Origin of the sequence: Methanosarcina sediminis (genome assembly GCF_052056915.1) — an archaeon.
In the GTDB taxonomy this organism is placed as follows: Archaea; Halobacteriota; Methanosarcinia; order Methanosarcinales; family Methanosarcinaceae; genus MTP4.
On the sequence record NZ_CP195119.1, the window covers coordinates 738,979 to 754,861 of the forward strand.

14 protein-coding genes are annotated in these 15,883 nt (G+C 43.3%); 10 read left to right on the plus strand and 4 right to left on the minus strand.

Features of this window, described 5'->3' with window-relative positions; genetic code table 11:
- Positions 1 to 312 precede the first annotated feature (312 nt).
- The 4 genes from ACSAZK_RS03085 to ACSAZK_RS03100 all read left to right on the plus strand — a co-directional run bounded on the left by ACSAZK_RS03085 (position 313) and on the right by ACSAZK_RS03100 (position 7,544).
- The gene (locus ACSAZK_RS03085; protein WP_440955954.1) at positions 313 to 3,066 is read left to right on the plus strand and encodes a DEAD/DEAH box helicase; all 2,754 of its coding nucleotides are present in this window, start codon (positions 313 to 315) and stop codon (positions 3,064 to 3,066) included.
- 833 nt (positions 3,067 to 3,899) lie between these two features.
- A complete protein-coding gene (locus ACSAZK_RS03090) occupies positions 3,900 to 5,339 on the plus strand; it encodes an NAD(P)/FAD-dependent oxidoreductase (protein WP_440955955.1) in 1,440 nt (479 codons plus the stop codon).
- Between the two features lie 279 nt (positions 5,340 to 5,618).
- On the plus strand, positions 5,619 to 6,179 hold the full coding sequence (locus ACSAZK_RS03095) for a hypothetical protein (protein WP_440955956.1): 561 nt from the start codon (positions 5,619 to 5,621) through the stop codon (positions 6,177 to 6,179).
- 465 nt (positions 6,180 to 6,644) lie between these two features.
- Entirely contained in the window at positions 6,645 to 7,544 is a 900-nt protein-coding gene (locus tag ACSAZK_RS03100) for a hypothetical protein (protein ID WP_440955957.1), read from the plus strand.
- Positions 7,545 to 8,054: 510 nt separating this feature from the next.
- Here ACSAZK_RS03100 and ACSAZK_RS03105 read toward each other — a convergent pair.
- Positions 8,055 to 8,762 carry a hypothetical protein gene (locus ACSAZK_RS03105; RefSeq protein WP_440955958.1) on the minus strand — a complete coding sequence of 236 codons (708 nt, stop codon included), beginning with the start codon at positions 8,760 to 8,762 and terminating at the stop codon, positions 8,055 to 8,057.
- A gap of 77 nt (positions 8,763 to 8,839) precedes the next feature.
- On the minus strand, positions 8,840 to 9,064 hold the full coding sequence (locus ACSAZK_RS03110; RefSeq protein ID WP_440955959.1) for a hypothetical protein: 225 nt from the start codon (positions 9,062 to 9,064) through the stop codon (positions 8,840 to 8,842).
- Between the two features lie 485 nt (positions 9,065 to 9,549).
- Here ACSAZK_RS03110 and ACSAZK_RS03115 point away from each other — a divergent pair, with 485 nt between their 5' ends.
- The 3 genes from ACSAZK_RS03115 to ACSAZK_RS03125 all read left to right on the plus strand — a co-directional run bounded on the left by ACSAZK_RS03115 (position 9,550) and on the right by ACSAZK_RS03125 (position 11,882).
- Positions 9,550 to 9,684, plus strand: coding sequence for a hypothetical protein (locus tag ACSAZK_RS03115; protein WP_440955960.1), 135 nt, complete (start codon positions 9,550 to 9,552; stop codon positions 9,682 to 9,684).
- 1,174 nt (positions 9,685 to 10,858) lie between these two features.
- A complete protein-coding gene (locus ACSAZK_RS03120; RefSeq protein WP_440955961.1) occupies positions 10,859 to 11,611 on the plus strand; it encodes a hypothetical protein in 753 nt (250 codons plus the stop codon).
- Complete coding sequence (locus tag ACSAZK_RS03125) at positions 11,595 to 11,882, plus strand: hypothetical protein (RefSeq protein ID WP_440955962.1); 288 nt, start codon at positions 11,595 to 11,597, stop codon at positions 11,880 to 11,882. Before ACSAZK_RS03120 ends, ACSAZK_RS03125 begins: the two co-directional genes overlap by 17 nt.
- A gap of 206 nt (positions 11,883 to 12,088) precedes the next feature.
- On the opposite strand, the gene ACSAZK_RS03130 is transcribed toward ACSAZK_RS03125, so the two are convergent.
- Positions 12,089 to 12,394: a hypothetical protein gene (locus tag ACSAZK_RS03130; RefSeq protein ID WP_440955963.1), complete on the minus strand. Its 306-nt coding sequence runs from the start codon at positions 12,392 to 12,394 to the stop codon at positions 12,089 to 12,091.
- 770 nt (positions 12,395 to 13,164) lie between these two features.
- Here ACSAZK_RS03130 and ACSAZK_RS03135 point away from each other — a divergent pair.
- From ACSAZK_RS03135 to ACSAZK_RS03145, 3 genes are all read left to right on the plus strand, one after another.
- Positions 13,165 to 13,899: a hypothetical protein gene (locus tag ACSAZK_RS03135; RefSeq protein WP_440955964.1), complete on the plus strand. Its 735-nt coding sequence runs from the start codon at positions 13,165 to 13,167 to the stop codon at positions 13,897 to 13,899.
- 104 nt (positions 13,900 to 14,003) lie between these two features.
- Positions 14,004 to 14,669 carry a hypothetical protein gene (locus ACSAZK_RS03140; protein WP_440955965.1) on the plus strand — a complete coding sequence of 222 codons (666 nt, stop codon included), beginning with the start codon at positions 14,004 to 14,006 and terminating at the stop codon, positions 14,667 to 14,669.
- 59 nt (positions 14,670 to 14,728) lie between these two features.
- A complete protein-coding gene (locus tag ACSAZK_RS03145; RefSeq protein ID WP_440955966.1) occupies positions 14,729 to 15,457 on the plus strand; it encodes a hypothetical protein in 729 nt (242 codons plus the stop codon).
- 108 nt (positions 15,458 to 15,565) lie between these two features.
- On the opposite strand, the gene ACSAZK_RS03150 is transcribed toward ACSAZK_RS03145, so the two are convergent.
- Positions 15,566 to 15,757, minus strand: coding sequence for a DUF7557 family protein (locus tag ACSAZK_RS03150; protein WP_440955967.1), 192 nt, complete (start codon positions 15,755 to 15,757; stop codon positions 15,566 to 15,568).
- Positions 15,758 to 15,883: the final 126 nt, after the last annotated feature.

The following is a 15,883-nucleotide window of genomic DNA, read 5'->3' on the forward strand; positions in this document are numbered from 1 at the left end:
ATACGGAAAACCGGTTCAGTACTCATCTAATATTATTATACATTTTCCGCATCCGGTTTACTCTTCCAATTCACACATGTAGTAATCCGGCCCTGAAAGGAATTGCCCGTACAGGGAAGTAAATCCCGGGAAACTTTTTTTATATTGCGAGAAATGAAACCTGTACCGAGTTTCTTGCGGCCAGGGATGGCAAGCTTCGACCAGATTAAAGCGCAAGCTTTATCCGCAGTGGAAAAACAGAGTGGCACAACATCAATCCCAGGGTAGAAGACGGTCGGAACGTCAGGTCCGAATAAAAAATGGAGCCGAAAAATGAACATATCCCGCCTGCTTAACGAGATAAAAGGATCAAGGCGCTACGAAAACCAGATCGTGCATGTAGAAGAAATCCCGGCAAGGGAGGCGCAGTACAGCTCGCTGGAATTGAAAGGGCCGGTAAGGGCAGCCCTTGCAAAAACGGGGATAAAGGAACTCTACACCCACCAGGCGGAGGCCATAGAAAAAATCCGGGAAGGAAAAGACATCGTGCTCTGCACGACCACAGCAAGCGGAAAGTCCCTGACATACATGCTCCCCATTTTCGAAGCCGTTATGGAAGACCCGGAAGCCACAGCCCTCTATATTTCTCCCCTGAATGCCCTGGTAAACGACCAGATGAAGACCTTTCTCGAATTCGAAATGGAACTGGGTTCAGGGACCAGGATTGCCCGGTACACGGGCGCCCTTTCGGATTCCGAAAAGCGAAAGGTAAGAGAAGGGAGGACAAATGTGGTCTTCACAAACCCCGAGATGATCCACATGAGTTTTCTTGCCTGGCACCATCTCTGGAAGCGTTTTTTTTCAAACCTGAAGTTCATCGTCGTGGACGAGAGCCACTACTACAGGGGCGTTATCGGGAGCAACATGGCAAACCTCCTGCGCAGGCTGGTCCGGGTCGCCGAATATTACGGAGAGGGGACCCCGCAGTTTGTCTGCTGCTCGGCAACTATAGGAAACCCGAAAGAGCATACTGAGACCCTGATAGGGCGAAAAGCCGAAATGGTCGACAACAACGGCTCAGGGGCAGGCCCCCAGCAGTTCGTTTTCTGGAACCCTCCCCTCTACATCAACAACAGGGGAACCACCCTCAGAAGGAGCAGTTTTTCCGAAGCCTCAGCCCTTTTCACACGCTTCGTCCAGGCAGGGCTGCAGACCCTGGCCTTTACCCGGGCAAGGCAGAGCGTAGAGCGGATGTACAAAAGCTGCAGGGAACTTTTGAGGGAGAGAGCGCTTTCCTCTGCGATCTGTTCTTACCGGAGCGGCTACTTCGACAAAGAACGCGAGGAAATCGAGAAAAAAATGGCTTCAGGGGAACTGCGGGGTGTGATTTCCACCAATGCCCTGGAACTCGGGATCGATATAGGGAGCCTGGACGCCTGCATCCTGGACGGCTACCCGGGAACGGTCATGAGTGCGCGGCAGCAGGCAGGCAGGGCAGGCCGGAGCGGGAACGAAAGCCTTGTTGTCCTGGTGGCCGGGACAAACGCCCTTGACCAGTACTACATGCGAAACCCTGCTGACTTTTTCGGGAGGAACAGTGAAAACGCCGTCCTGAACCCCAAAAACCCCTACATCCTGGCAGGGCACCTGCTCTGCGCGGCAAAGGAAATCCCCCTGAAGGTTTCCGATACAAAGCATTTCGGGGAAGGTTTTTCCCGGGTTACGGAACTCCTGGAAACCGAAGGGCTGCTTGCAGGCGACGAAAAGAAGTATGCGACAGACCCCTTCCCCTACAAGCACGTCTCCCTCCGCGGGATAGATAATAATACGTATTCTCTCCTGGCCATTGAAGGCAAAAAACGCTTCCCGATCGAAAAGGATATGGAAGAAGCCCTGGCCTTCCGGGAATGCTATCCCGGCGCAGTCTACATGCACAGGGGAGAACCCTACTACGTGAACAGGATCGACTACGAGAAAAAGGAGATCCACGCGGTAAAGACCCAGGACAGATATTATACTAAGCCCATGATCGACTCCTCTGTGGCCCTTCGGGAAGCTTACGCTGCAAAAGCCCTGGAAAAGGCTCCGGACGTGGAAGTCGGGCTCGGGGAAGTGGAGGTTACGGACAGGGTGATAGGGTACAGGAAGATCCAGTCCCACAGCAACGAGATCATGGGCACCCACGAACTCGAGATGCCCCCGGTCACCCTGGAAACCGTTGCCCTCTGGCTCAAGCTTCCTGAAAGGCTTCAGGAAAGGGTAGAAGAACACAGGCTGGACTTTGCAGGCGGGATCCATGCCGTGGAACACGCCATGATAGCCATGTACCCCCTCCACCTCCTTGTGGACCGGAGCGACGTGGGCGGGCTTTCCACCCCATCCCACCCTGACCTGGGGGGCAGGAGCGCGATCTTCATCTACGACGGGCACAGGGGCGGAGTCGGGTATGCCGAGAAAGGCTATGACCTGATCGGCCAGGTCCTGGACGGTACCCTGAAAGCCATCGAGAGCTGCCCCTGCGAAAGCGGCTGCCCGAGCTGCATCCAGTCCCCGAAATGCGGGAACAACAACGAGCCCCTGGACAAGCATGCAGCAATCATGCTCCTCCACGACCTGCTGGGAAAAGCCCCTTACGTCCCCCCCGAAAGAAAAGAAAAACACCTCTCCGAAACCACCGCAGGCCGCGGGCCGGAAAAGAAGGACGCAGGAGCCGCCCTGGACAGGGTAAGGCGCCAGCTCAGGCGGGAAGCTCTCAAAGACGAAACCGCCCCCGAAAACCTGAATAAAGAAAAGGAAAAGACCTTTGTCATGACGGACGCAAAAGGGGGAATGCTCGGGGTAATCTCCGCCCCTGCCCCCGAAAAAGCGGTATCGAAGGTTTTCAGGGAAAAGCTTGCCGGGAAAATAAAGGCGACAAAAGAAAACCCCTTTGAAATCCGCATAAGGGACCTTGGAGCAGGCAGCAACTACCATTTCCAGGCCTGGACGGAAGTTGTAGAGAACCGGGCAGCTGAAGAAGCCGGGAACTGCGAAGGAGCCGGTGGGAAAAAAACTGTGAAGAAACTCGTTATTAAAAGAATACGTTGAAAAACTTCCGGAACCGGGGTTCCAATCAAGGAAATAAAAATATTAGGCATGTCATTATTAAAAAGGAGAAGAGGAAGAAGGAGATTCCTGATATCCCTTGCAAAATATACAATGTGTATTTAAAATAGAGTTTGTGTTATGATTGGAATGTTCCAGTTTTACATACGGAAAATGCCCATACTTGTAGAAAAGTTTAGTTCATAACTCCCCCGTTTCTAAAAAAAATGAAAGATTCATATAGTACAACAATCGTATATAGTTAATGTAGTGTTATATCAATCAAATAATTTCAGCCAATCGAATAACTGTAGTTAATCAAGTGAAAGGACCCGTTTTTTTCTTATGACGAAGCCGGTTCCTTCGATTTACGGTTCCTTCGATTGATTGCAAAGCATACTAGTGTAAAAGTTGGGAGGGGTTAGTGGCATGAACAGGTTATTTCCATTCATGATGTTTGTAATGGTGTTTATGGCTTTCATGTTTGTGTTTACCATAGCTATGTAAACTTGAAAGCCTTCCCCAAATGTTTTCCCGGACCGGATTTTACCGGATAAAAAGGAGTTCCGGAGCATAAGGATAGCGGGCTTTAGCCGGGCTAAAAAGCACGTTTTTTATCTTAGGGGACCTTTTATACTCAGGAAGGAAAAGCAGGGTATAAAAGACAGCATAAAAGACAGCAGGAAACTTGTTGTAAAATCTGGCAAACTTAATTTTTCATAGATACGCTGAGTTTCCAGGGATGAACTCAGGAATAAACTCAATGAAACTCAGGGATAAACCGAGTTTTCAGAGATACGCTGAAACTTCTTACGGATTCTAACGAGGATACGGCCATGGTTAGGGAAAAGCAGGTTTCCGGGAAGGAAGGAGGCAGGCCCGGATACGACGTACTGGTTATAGGAGCAGGGCCTGCAGGGATGTTTGCGGCTTATGAGCTTGCAAAGCAGCCGCTGAAAGTCCTGGTTGTGGACATGGGCAGGGATATCGATAAGAGGCACTGCCCCATGAAAGAAAAAGGCTACTGCGTACACTGCACCCCCTGCGATATCATGTGCGGGGTGGGAGGCTGCGGGACCTTTTCGGATGGGACGCTGAACCTGCGCCCGGACATAGGGGGAGACCTGGCAGCCCTTACGGGGGACCAGGACAGGGCCTGGGAACTCGTAAACTGTGTGGACAGGACTTTTCTGCGCTTCGGCGCCCCGGAAGGAGCCCTGCTTACGGTGGGCCCGAAAATCGAAGAGCTGAAGCGAAGGGCAGCTTCGGTGGGAGCCCGTTTTATCGAGATCAAGCAGCGGCACATAGGCTCGGACAACGCCCCGACCGTGATAGGGAATTTCAAAAAGGAGCTTGTGAAAAAAGGTGTGGGCTTTTTGCTGGAAACCGAAGTTGACGACCTCCTGGTTGAGAACGGGACCTGTTCCGGAATCGTCCTTGAAAACGGGGAAGTGATCCGCGCCCGCTACGTGCTCCTGGCTCCTGGCAGGCGGGGCTGTGACTGGGTCTCCGAACTTGTGACCGGGCACGGAATCGATGCCCGTTACGGTGGAATCGATATCGGGGTCAGGGTGGAAGTTCCTGCAATCATCATGGACCCGATCACAAAGATCAACCGGGACCCCAAGTTCCACATCCACACCCGGCGCTATGACGACTTTGTCCGGACCTTCTGCACCAACGAGCACGGTTTCGTGGTAAAGGAGGAATATGAGGGCTTCATCGCCACCAACGGCCACTCCATGACAAACACGGAGTCCGAAAACACGAACTTTGCCTTCCTGGTCCATATCGAACTCACCCACCCCATGGAAAACACAACAAAATACGCCCGTTCCATCGCCAAGCTTGCAAGCACAATCGGAGGTGGAAAACCCGTCCTCCAGCGCATGGGCGACCTCCGCCGCGGCCGCCGCTCCACAGACGACCGCCTTGCCCGGAACCTCGTGACCAACACCTTAAAAGATGTCACCCCCGGCGACATCTCAATGGCGCTCCCCCACAGGATCGTCATGGACATAATTGAAGGCCTGGAGACCCTGGACCGGATCATCCCCGGCGTTGCCTCGGACTACACCCTCCTCTACGCCCCCGAAGTCAAGTTCTACGCCATGCAGCTCCGGGTGGATCGCAAGCTGGAGACAAACATCAAAAACCTCTTTGCAGCCGGAGACGGCGCAGGGCTTTCCCGGGACATCGTTAATGCGGCAGCGACGGGAATCATGGCGGCACAGGGGATTATCGAGGTTGAGAGGGAGAGGGAAAGAGAAAGCTGAAAATTTCAGCCGCCCCATGAATAGATAAGTCGTAAAATATTATTCAACTGTAGTTAAAGGTTTATTTACATATGTAAGGTTTAATGTTCCTTACTGTAAGAGTCTGGCATTTTCACAAAATATCCGCATCAATAGACTACTTAGATAAAATATCACGGTACCGAATCCGATATATTCAGAAAAATTAATCCCGAATCTATATATAGAAGCGTTTCATTTTTTTATTAAGGGATATAAGAAATGAAGTATATTTTTTTGTATGTTTTAATTCTCATTTCAGTGCTTTGCAGTCCGGTTTTAGCTGCCGCCAGCGATTCCGCCGATGACACCTATGCCGCCGATACCGGCATACTCGAAACGGATGGTCTGAAAGCAGAGGACATAAACGAAGAATTATTCAGTACGGACAAGTTTGCCGTTCTGAAGTATAATGTTGAAGTTTACAACCGGAACGTCGATAATCTCCCCCCACACATTGCAATTTTTAAAATGCTGGTCAAAGACGAAGACATTCTATTAGTCATGACCCAGGATGACGGCTCAGAACTGTACATCCGGGCTGTCGAAGAAGACTGCAAGGTGGTCGTGTTCGAAAAAATAGAAGACACCGAAGGTCTGGACCCGACCGTCACGTGCAGGACCGATAAGGATACCCTGCGTGAGATATATCACTCTCCGAAACCTTTCAAAGCCCTGGCAAAGGCGCTGAAGGACGGGAGCATAGAGACAGAACATGCAGGCATTTATGAAAAAATAGGGATAAAGATACTGAAAAGCTCCTGGGTAATCGATTTCTTTAAAGATGCCGGATTCTGTATCCCGGGCCTTAATGTAAAGTAATCGCAGTTACGGTTGCTGCTACCTTTTTTATTACTGTTTTTCTTACCGGAGTTTTTTCGGATTTCCAATTAGTTTTTCAGTAAATCATCCAGTTCCCACATACGAAAACCTTCGTCTTCAAGAGTATTTCTGCCCTTAATTTTCTTGCGACAAGCCCTGTTTTGACTTAAAAGTGCAGAATAATTATGATCATAATGATTATGAATATAAGTATTCTTGAGGAAGCCAGGCTGGAACTCAACTCCTGAACACGCAAAATCAGTAAAGATTTTAAGGATCAGAGGTTTACAATATGAATATAAATTGTCTGCTATGGTGAAAATCCGGAAGGCAAACTATGATTCAGGAAAGGGGAAAGAAGCCAGAGGAAGAAGCCCGTGAAAATTTAGGGAGGATCTGGTGGAGACTAAGGGGAAGTTGAGTGAGATGCTGACGGGATAATACATAGTTGAATAAAGTGATAAAATGTCTCAAACAACATTATTTGGGGATTGTATAAAGTCTCAAAGTTTTACTGTATACCATGACGAAAGCGGAGGTTATGGGAATACTAAATGGGTTTATACTGGACTTTTTTGGATCAATGAAAACTACATTCCTGAAATATATAAAGACTTACAAGAAATCAGACAAGGAGAAAACTATTATGGGGAGATTCATTTTAAAAACTTCCCGAAAAGTTTTGGAGGGGAATATGGGGGTAAAACCCGGGTCGCAAAAGAATGGTTCAATTTGTGGAAAAACAAATGGTCTAGGAAGTCTTATTTTAATGTTCTAGCTGTAAACACTAACCACCCTCGGTACGAAAATGATAGGTTCTCAAAAGAATTTCACGCCTACAACCTCTTTACTCTTTTAGCGATAAAAAGTGGAGTCCCATGGTTCTTTCCGAACTATTCTGAAATCCATCTTAATATTTGTTCAGATGAGAAAACACGTCGTCCAGAAGGAGCAATACCCGATGGAACTAACAACGATAACTTTGAGGAATATCTTAAATGGCAAGTAGGAATCATGGATGTAAAAGGTCCAATTGTTAACATTTCAGAAGATGTAAAATGTATTTCATGCCCCAAAAAAGGTCCCTATGCTCCAGAACATGAATTCCTCCAGTTGACAGATTTGCTTTTAGGTTCTGTTACTACGGCAGTGGAAGCAAAAGCGAATAGAAAAACTAAGATCTGGTTTGGAAAACAAATGGCTAAAATTATGGAAGATATTCGATTGGAGCCTTGGAATCAGAAATTTAAGCTTCACCGGCGTTTTTCTGTAAGTTATTTTCCTGATGAATTTGGTAAAATTTACAATGATGAGCCTATGGATATTTTGAATCTTTCAGATAAAAATCAAACCACGTTATTTTGAATCATGAAGAGAGGCCAGATTATCTCCCGAGCGCTAGCTTGGGACTTTCTCATGGAGAACCTTGAGGTTGCGCTGGAGCAGTTCGGCAGTATTTATCAGGAACTTGAAGGAGGGGAATGAGGGCTACTCTTCGGATTTTACGAAACAGGTTGATGGGGGAAAGTTGGTTGGAGCGGGAGGTAAAAGGTTGGCTGGGAAAGTGTCGGGCGAAAAATAAAAAAGAAGTTATTAAAACCCCTGGATTGTCCTCTTGAGCGAAGCGGAACTCGGGAAGTAGACCAGCTCATGGGTTTGTGCGATGAACTTGAAGGGAAACTTAGAAAGGGGCGGGAAGAGAGCGAGCGGCTTATGGAGGCGGTTGTTCGGGGGTTGATTGAAGAGGGCGCTGCAGAAATATAAAAATAGAGTTGTTTAATTTCTCTTGAACTCGAATCAGCAAATTGAAACGTTGTAATTTTTTTACTTGCTGATTCTTATTCTCTTTTTTTAGAGGAAGGCCGAGACCCAGATTCATGGCTGTTCATAAATTCTCATTGTCTTTTCTTCCACATACTCATGCCCACAATACTTACACCTAAACCACTTTGTGGTTTCTACCTCCGAGTGGTTATCAACAACCAGTGGATCTCTGGTCTGCACATAAGCAAATTCCCTCCCACATTTATTGCATTTTCTGGACCAATAGTAGTCCCTCATGGAGTATAGTTCAACTCCGAAAATGAAGAAAAGATAATCTAAAAAAAGAAGTCTCAGCGATCCCTTTGCGACTATGCAGTAAACGAATAAGGCGACAGCCGACATGAAAAATAGCGCAGAAATAAAGAGAACAGGCGATTCCCCGATTCTCAAAATTAAGTATTGAGAAAAAACTCCTGTGATTGATGTTTTTTCCACGTAAGTATAAACTTCACCTGAAAGAAACTCTTTCGACCCACGCCCTTGATCCAGCAAAATGATTCCAAAAACGGAAAAAACGTAGGACAGAAAAAGTGCTTTTAGGGATTCCTGTATAAAGCCATAGATAAACAAAATGATGGAAAATGCAAAAGAAAATGCAAAAGAAAATGCACATATATAAAATACATACGGCGTTGTAAATTCAGAAGGCAGATTCTTAAAAATGGCGTCCTTAATGGATACATTCTCCACATAAATATCGATGCCTGAAAAACCTTCATCAGTAACTTTATTTTTTAAAGCCGCAGATTTGTTCCCCAACAAACAGCCTCCATTCCCATACAAATCATTATATTCCAGATATTTTAACAGTTGCCTTGATTAATACACCATATACTTCATGCCTCTTCATTATCTTTGACGGTTTGAACATGCAAAGCAGCAAAAACAAAAGACAGAATTAGTGCTGCCAGAATAAACACCCAATGTGTAAATCCACTATTTCTTATAACCATAAAAGCAGCTGTCATGGTAACTAAATTAAGTATACGTGCTATGGTCCATGAGCCTGAAGAGTCTAACAAAAATTCACGAATATTTGAAAAGGTTCCAGTTGCTTTCAATTATCCACCCTTCTAGAATAGAACATCATTCCAAAATTTTTAGAGAAAATGAGGAAATTTATATGTATTAAACTTTCTGAAAAAAAGCAATTTCACGTTAAAAAATAATCGTTAATAATTGAAGCACACTTTTCAAAATTAAGTAGTAATTAGGCAGAGAATATAACAGTTCTCCGCGATTTATTTGAGATAAAACTGAAAAATGGGCGGGAAGAGAGCGAGCGGATGATGGAGGCGGTTGTTCGGGGGGTGATTGAAGGTTCCGCCGCAGAAATATAATAAAAAAGTTATGGAAATTCTGAATAGTCCTCTTGAGCGCAGCGAAAAGGACACCGTGCTCCCGAAACGGAACTCGGGGACGAAAGCCTTGAGGACTCGGAGAACCTGCCTGATCCTGATGTGATTGCAGCGGAGATCATGGAGAATCTGGAGGTTGCGCTGGAGCAGTTTGGCAGTATTTATCAGGAGCTGGAAGGAGGGGAGTGATGGATCCTCTCCTGATTTTAAGAAACAGGTTGATAAGGGAAGGTTGGTGTAAGCTGTCGTTCAAAGGTTGCTGGGAGAAGTGCCGGGCAAAATATAAAAAAGAAGTTATTAAAACCTCTGGATTGTCCTCTTGAGCGAAGCGGAACTCGGGAAGTCGAGCAGCTCATGGGTTTGTGCAATGAACTTGAAGCTAAACTTAGAAAGGGGCGGGAAGAGAGCGAGCGACTGATGGGGGCGGTTGTTCGGGGGTTGTTAGAGGGTGCCGCCGCAGAAATATAATAAATAAGTTATGAAAATCCAGCTGTCTGAGTGAAAAGCGCTTGAAAAAAAGGGGTTGGGAGTACACTTTCTTATTTTTAATCTTCATTTTTAGGGAAAAGCCGTTCACTTCGTGAACGGGGCTGCTAACGGAACTGGAAAATAGTGAGGGCCGCCGGCTCTGAACTGATAAATCAAAAAATGAAGCCCAGATATTCGAAGGATTTTATCAGAAAACAGGGCGGCCGGAATGCCGTATCAAACCTGTCTTTCCCGCACGCAGTGCGGCTATTCCAGGAAATTAATGAAACAGACGAAAATGAATTAAAAGACTAAAACCCACAAATTCAAAGGACAGCGTACTCCCGAAGTGGAACTCGGGTGGGAGAAAGAATTGTGATATTGGGGAAATGGGCATCCGGATATTGGGGAGTGGGGGTATTGGGGGTGGTTGAAAAGAGAATTAAAAGAGGGGTCATGAAATGACCTTCCCGGATGCCCATCGTATAAATATTCATGATCATATATAATAGTAAAGGAGTACTGAAATTGGTTGCATATTACTGAAGTACTGTAAAAATTATTACAGTAAACAGTGAAATTTATTTTTTATGTCGGCAGAGGAAAGATTATTCAGCATTTTCCATTTGAAGAAGCAAGAAGAGGACACGTGCAGCTGGTGGAGGCAGTAGTTCAAAGGTTGCCTGGGGAAGTGCCGGGCGAAAAATAAAAAAGAAGTTATTAAAACCCCTGGGTTGTCCTCTTGAGCGAAGCGGAACTCGGAAAGTCGAGCAGCTCATGGGTTTGTGAGATGAACTTGAAGGTAAACTTAGAAAGGGGCGGGAAGAGAGCGAGCGGATGATGGAAACGGTTGTTCGGGGGTTGTTAGAAAGTTCCGCAGAAATATAAAAATGAAGTTCTGAAACCCCTGCTGTTTGAGCAAAACAGAGATTATTTATACATCATAACAAAAAGATTTATTTTGTTCCAAAGTCAATGATAAGAATGTACACGAAAATCAAAAATTAACCGAAACAGAGAACTGGTAAATTGCCCACAATTGAAAGAATTGAGTTCACAGAGAAAGGATCCTACAAGAAACAGCATAATGGTGTCAGTTACAAACTGGAACCAAATTCAAATACACTATATGCCACTTATGAAAAGAATTATCGTTATAAGAACCGTCTGAAGTCCATATCCCCCTCCTTAATAAATAAATTCGGAGAAAAAAAATTAAAGGTTATGGGGGATAGACTGAATGCATTCGGGGTTCTTTCTGTAGCATTTGGTTTTCCTCTATGGATATCTCTTTTTTTGCAGGACAAAGGGTTTATTTCAAAAGAGGTAACGATGGAAGTTTTACTCTTACTATTTATTCTGTCAATTCTTTTTGCCTGGATTGGATATGAGTTTATAGAAACAGTAAGATATTTTGAAGATTCAAAATGCAAAAATTGCGGAAAAGATTTTGCCTACAACGAGTTTAAAAAGCCGGAAGCAAAAGAAGTAAGTTCCCCACATCGTTATGAAATTTCTCTGACACGCTATTGGAAATGTAAGTTCTGCGGACATACAGACCCCAGAACCGAACCTGTTCCATTTATACACAAAAAAGGAAGTATTGACAACTTATCTAACCAAACATGCAGCGTATGTAAGAAGGAAAGTGCACTTGAAGTTCAAAAAAACCCGGACATAAAGGTAGAAGGCTCCACAACAACAAAAATCCGACATTATAGGTGCAAATATTGCAACAGTTATGGTATTGAAATAGAAACAGAAGTTGACGATTACGACTGAATGCAAATTTTATTCGACAACACTAATCTTCGACAAGAACCCTGAAGTCAACGCCAGGACCGAAACCGAGCGCTTCCGCTGCTTCAGCTATGACGAACTGATCCAGAGGGACAAGGTCAACCTGGACATCTTCTGGCTCAAGGACGAAAGCCTTGAGGACTCGGAGAACCTGCCTGAACCTGATGTTATTGCGGCGGAGATCATGGAGAATCTGGAGGTTGCGCTGGAGCAGTTCGGAAGTATTTATCAGGAACTGGAAGGAGGGGAGTGAAGGCTACTCTTCGGATTTTACGAAAAAGGTTGCCTAGGGAAGTGCCGGGCGAAATATAAAAAAGAAGTTATGTAAATTGGCTGTTTGAGTGGTCAGAAATTGAAAAAATGGCTTGCTTGTGCAATTTCTTATTATTCACCCTCAGCTTTCTAGGATTAATTTAAAAAGTAAAAATGAGAAAGCATTTAACTAAACTCAAGTGGATTTCACTCTATTTTCGCTTTCAACTCCATTTCTGGTCGAGGAATGTAAGATTCAGAGATTTTAGTTATACTCTCAACATACAATACGTATACCTCTTTTCCTCCGATTATTTCTTTAGAAATTTTTCCATCAACATCAACGAATTTACGGCAGAAGAACTCAAGATAGTAATCCAGTTCCCAGAGATTCCTGTCTGCATATTTTAGTAGATATTCCTGATCCCATGTCTGAAGATAATAATCCGGGCCTTCACTTTTGCTTCCGATCCTTCCATGTTTTACATAAACAAGTCCTTTGAAAGTTCCCATAAAGGATTTCCTCCTTTTGATCTGCAGTCTCGCTTAAAAAGAGTGTGCATTTTAAAAAACAGAAACTGCATAAGTTAATAGCACATGTAAAATATAACTATCTTTTGGAGATTAATTCAACAGTAATTAATAAAATATTATAAATTAATAAGAATTTATATTAATATTATTTACATATGTACAACAGAAGCTATAAAGAAGTCCGACATTCCAAAGACACTCTACGAAGCCCTCGAAACAAAAAGAAGAAGAAGAAGAAGAAGAAGAAGAAGAAGAAATCTGTTTGAGTGAGCAGAGTAAGTGAAACATACCCCGAGCTCCCGAAGCGGAACTCGGGCTTTAAAGCCCATCAGATTTCATCCAGAGATATAAATTTCTCTTTTTCTTCAGCGGCGGATAGTCCTCTTGAGCGGAGCGAAAAGGACGCGTACTCCCGAGGCGCAACTCGGGCCGGAATGCCGTATCAAACCTTTTTTGTCCCGCACGAAGTGCGGCTATTCCAGGAAATTGTTGAAAAAGAAAAGGAAGTTAAAATTTCATAACCAAAAATTCTAACTACTCTTGAAACTCCTCAAGGTTCTCAAAATCGACAGTAAATATTGATAATTAATTATAACTTCAAAATTCAACTTCTCCAATTATATATTAAAATTAAACTATTTAGATATTGAACTAATAACAATATTCAACAAAAACATTTATCTTGACAAAGAATATACAATAAATAGTCCAAAAAATGGTTATGAAATTGAAAACTGGTCACTGGTAAATTGAGTGAAGATCTCACATATATTGGATTTCCCGCAGGTGTAAACAAAAAATGTTTGGAAGGGGTTTCTTATGAGCTGGATAAAGATACTGATACATTGACCATTACTTATGCCGGAAAAATCTATGATTTTTCCCTAAAAAGTAAATCTTCTTATCTAATAGAGAGATATGGAGTGAAAAAAATCCAAACTGTAGAAAGAGTATCCGGATATTTGATTCTATTTTTACTTGCCGCATTTTTCCTTTATCTTTGCCTTTTGGGTCGCATCGAATATTCAAAACAATTTTTCTTGGCTTTTTTTATAATATGTTATGGACTGATTATCTTGTTTTATGCAATTACAGAAGAATGTGGCAAAATAGAGAGCTTTTACAGGGATTCTCGGTGCAAAAGATGCGGGAGAGATTTTGCATATGAAGAATACAAAGACCCTCTCATAAGAGAGGTGAGTTCTCGCCCCAAATATGAAATAAATATCACCAGATACTGGGAATGTAAGTTCTGTGGACACAAAGATACCAGAACAGAGGAACTTCACTACAGCCAGGGAAGAGGAGAAAGAGAAGACCGTAAAAAGACTTGCAGCGAATGCAACAAAGAATATGCAATGATTGAATACAAACTCCCTGAAATAAAGTTCATAAACGACATTGCAACTACAATCCGACACTATAAATGTACATTCTGCGGTTACAATGAAATTACAATTGAAGAGGAATACATCCCAGATTAAAAATGATCAAAGTGGTCAGTGATACATTGAGCAGGGATTTTGAGATTTTCGGATTTGAACCGGGTTCACAGATCAAAAGATGGGGAGATGACGTTTGCTATGAAATGGACACGGAAACCGATACTTTAACAATGACCTCTGAGGGAGATATCTATTGTTTTTACCTGCAAAGCGAAGCACCGTACCTGATCAAACGCTGGGGAGAGAAAAAAATCCGACTTGCCGGAAAAGTATTCGGGATATTGGCCTTGCTACTGCTAATAGCATTGATACGATTCTATTTCTTCAGAGATCATATTGTGTTTCCTTACAATATGACCTGGCTTTTCGTCCTGATAACCATTGGAGCAATTATTTTCTTTTTTCTTCTTTATGATCAATTAAACAGTGTAGCAGACTTTTACATTAAATCCAGATGCAAAAAATGCGGGAAGGATTTTGCATATGAGGAATTCCGAAAGCCTCTTACCAGAAAGGTAAGTACGCCTGAGAGCTTTGAAATTACAAGGACGAAGTACCGGAAATGCAGATACTGCGGCGATGAAGATTTCGATACCCATACCCATTATATTGATTGCAAAGGGGACAAAGAAAAATTAACCGATGAAACCTGCAAAAGATGCGGAAACGAGCATTCAATAAAGGAATATCGAAGACCGGACGTGTTTGAAGGGGCAGATACTGCAAAAACAATCAGGTATTATAAGTGTTCAGATTGTGGTTATCAAGAAATTACGGTAGAAAAGGTAGAATTTCTGGGTCCGATGTGAACTGCTGAAAGAAATCCATTAAAATAAAAATTTACACTAAGTGGAATGGGACCGAATGTATGCAGGAACCTTACGAAGAAGATATGATCAAAATAAAGGAAAAAAACGGCAGAATCACATACTACAGCCCGAGTACTAAAACCCATATAACTGAATGGAAAAGAGAAATTGAACAGGATTTCTCACTGAAAATTTTCACAGACTGGCTGATAAGAATATCCAGAGGAAATTTTACGATTATTAAAGTTGTTTCCTATGGCCTGACCCTTATCTTTTACCTGCTCTACATCGCTTTTCTTTTCTCCGGCATACTATTCGACGAGGTGGCAAATGGATTGCTTACACCCATAGGTATAATTATGGCATTCATTTGCCTTTATCTAACTTTCAAATTTCCAAAAATGAGGGAATATTATCAAGACAGAAGGTGTGGAAATTGCGGAAAATACCTTGCCTGCGGAGAATCAAAATGCCCGGAAGTAAAAGAGTTAAGCACACCTGAGACATATTCAATTATAGAGACAAAATACTGGAAATGCAGATTCTGTGGGTATGAAAATATAAGAAAATATGAACTTTACCCAACTAAAAAAGGGAAAATAAACAAAAGTAAAATTAAATGTGGAAAATGCAAAAAGAAGGAGTCGAAAGAGTACAAGAAACCGGATATAGTTAGAATAGGAGACACGGAATATACAACTCACTACTATAAATGTGAATACTGCGGACACGAAGAAACAAAAACGGAATCAAGAGAAAAAAGTGGATATTATTCTGATTACGTCTGATTTTGAAAAATGTATTTCCTAAAGTTTTCCGGTAAAAAATAACATCATCAAGGATAAAACTGATTGCATTCCGCAACTTGGCTGGTTCAATTCGGGTTTCAGAGCCCATCAGATTTCATCCAGGGACACAAATTTCTCTTTTTCTTCAAGTTTTTTGTACTGGCGCTCCATAAAAGTCTCATAATCGGCTTCATCCATCAGGCGCTTGAGAATGTCGTTGTAGGTCTCCCCTTCCATCCCGTATTGTTGTAATCTGTCCCTTACGTCTTTTGATATCGGAATTGTTGTTATTTCACCCATAATGCTCTTTTCGGTTATTAGAAGTATGAGGACTTATACACTGCTATTAACCGCTTATAATTGATAGCCTCGAAAATCGTAACAAAAATTGGAAAAATTGGTGGAGTTAATGGGAAGCACTAAAAA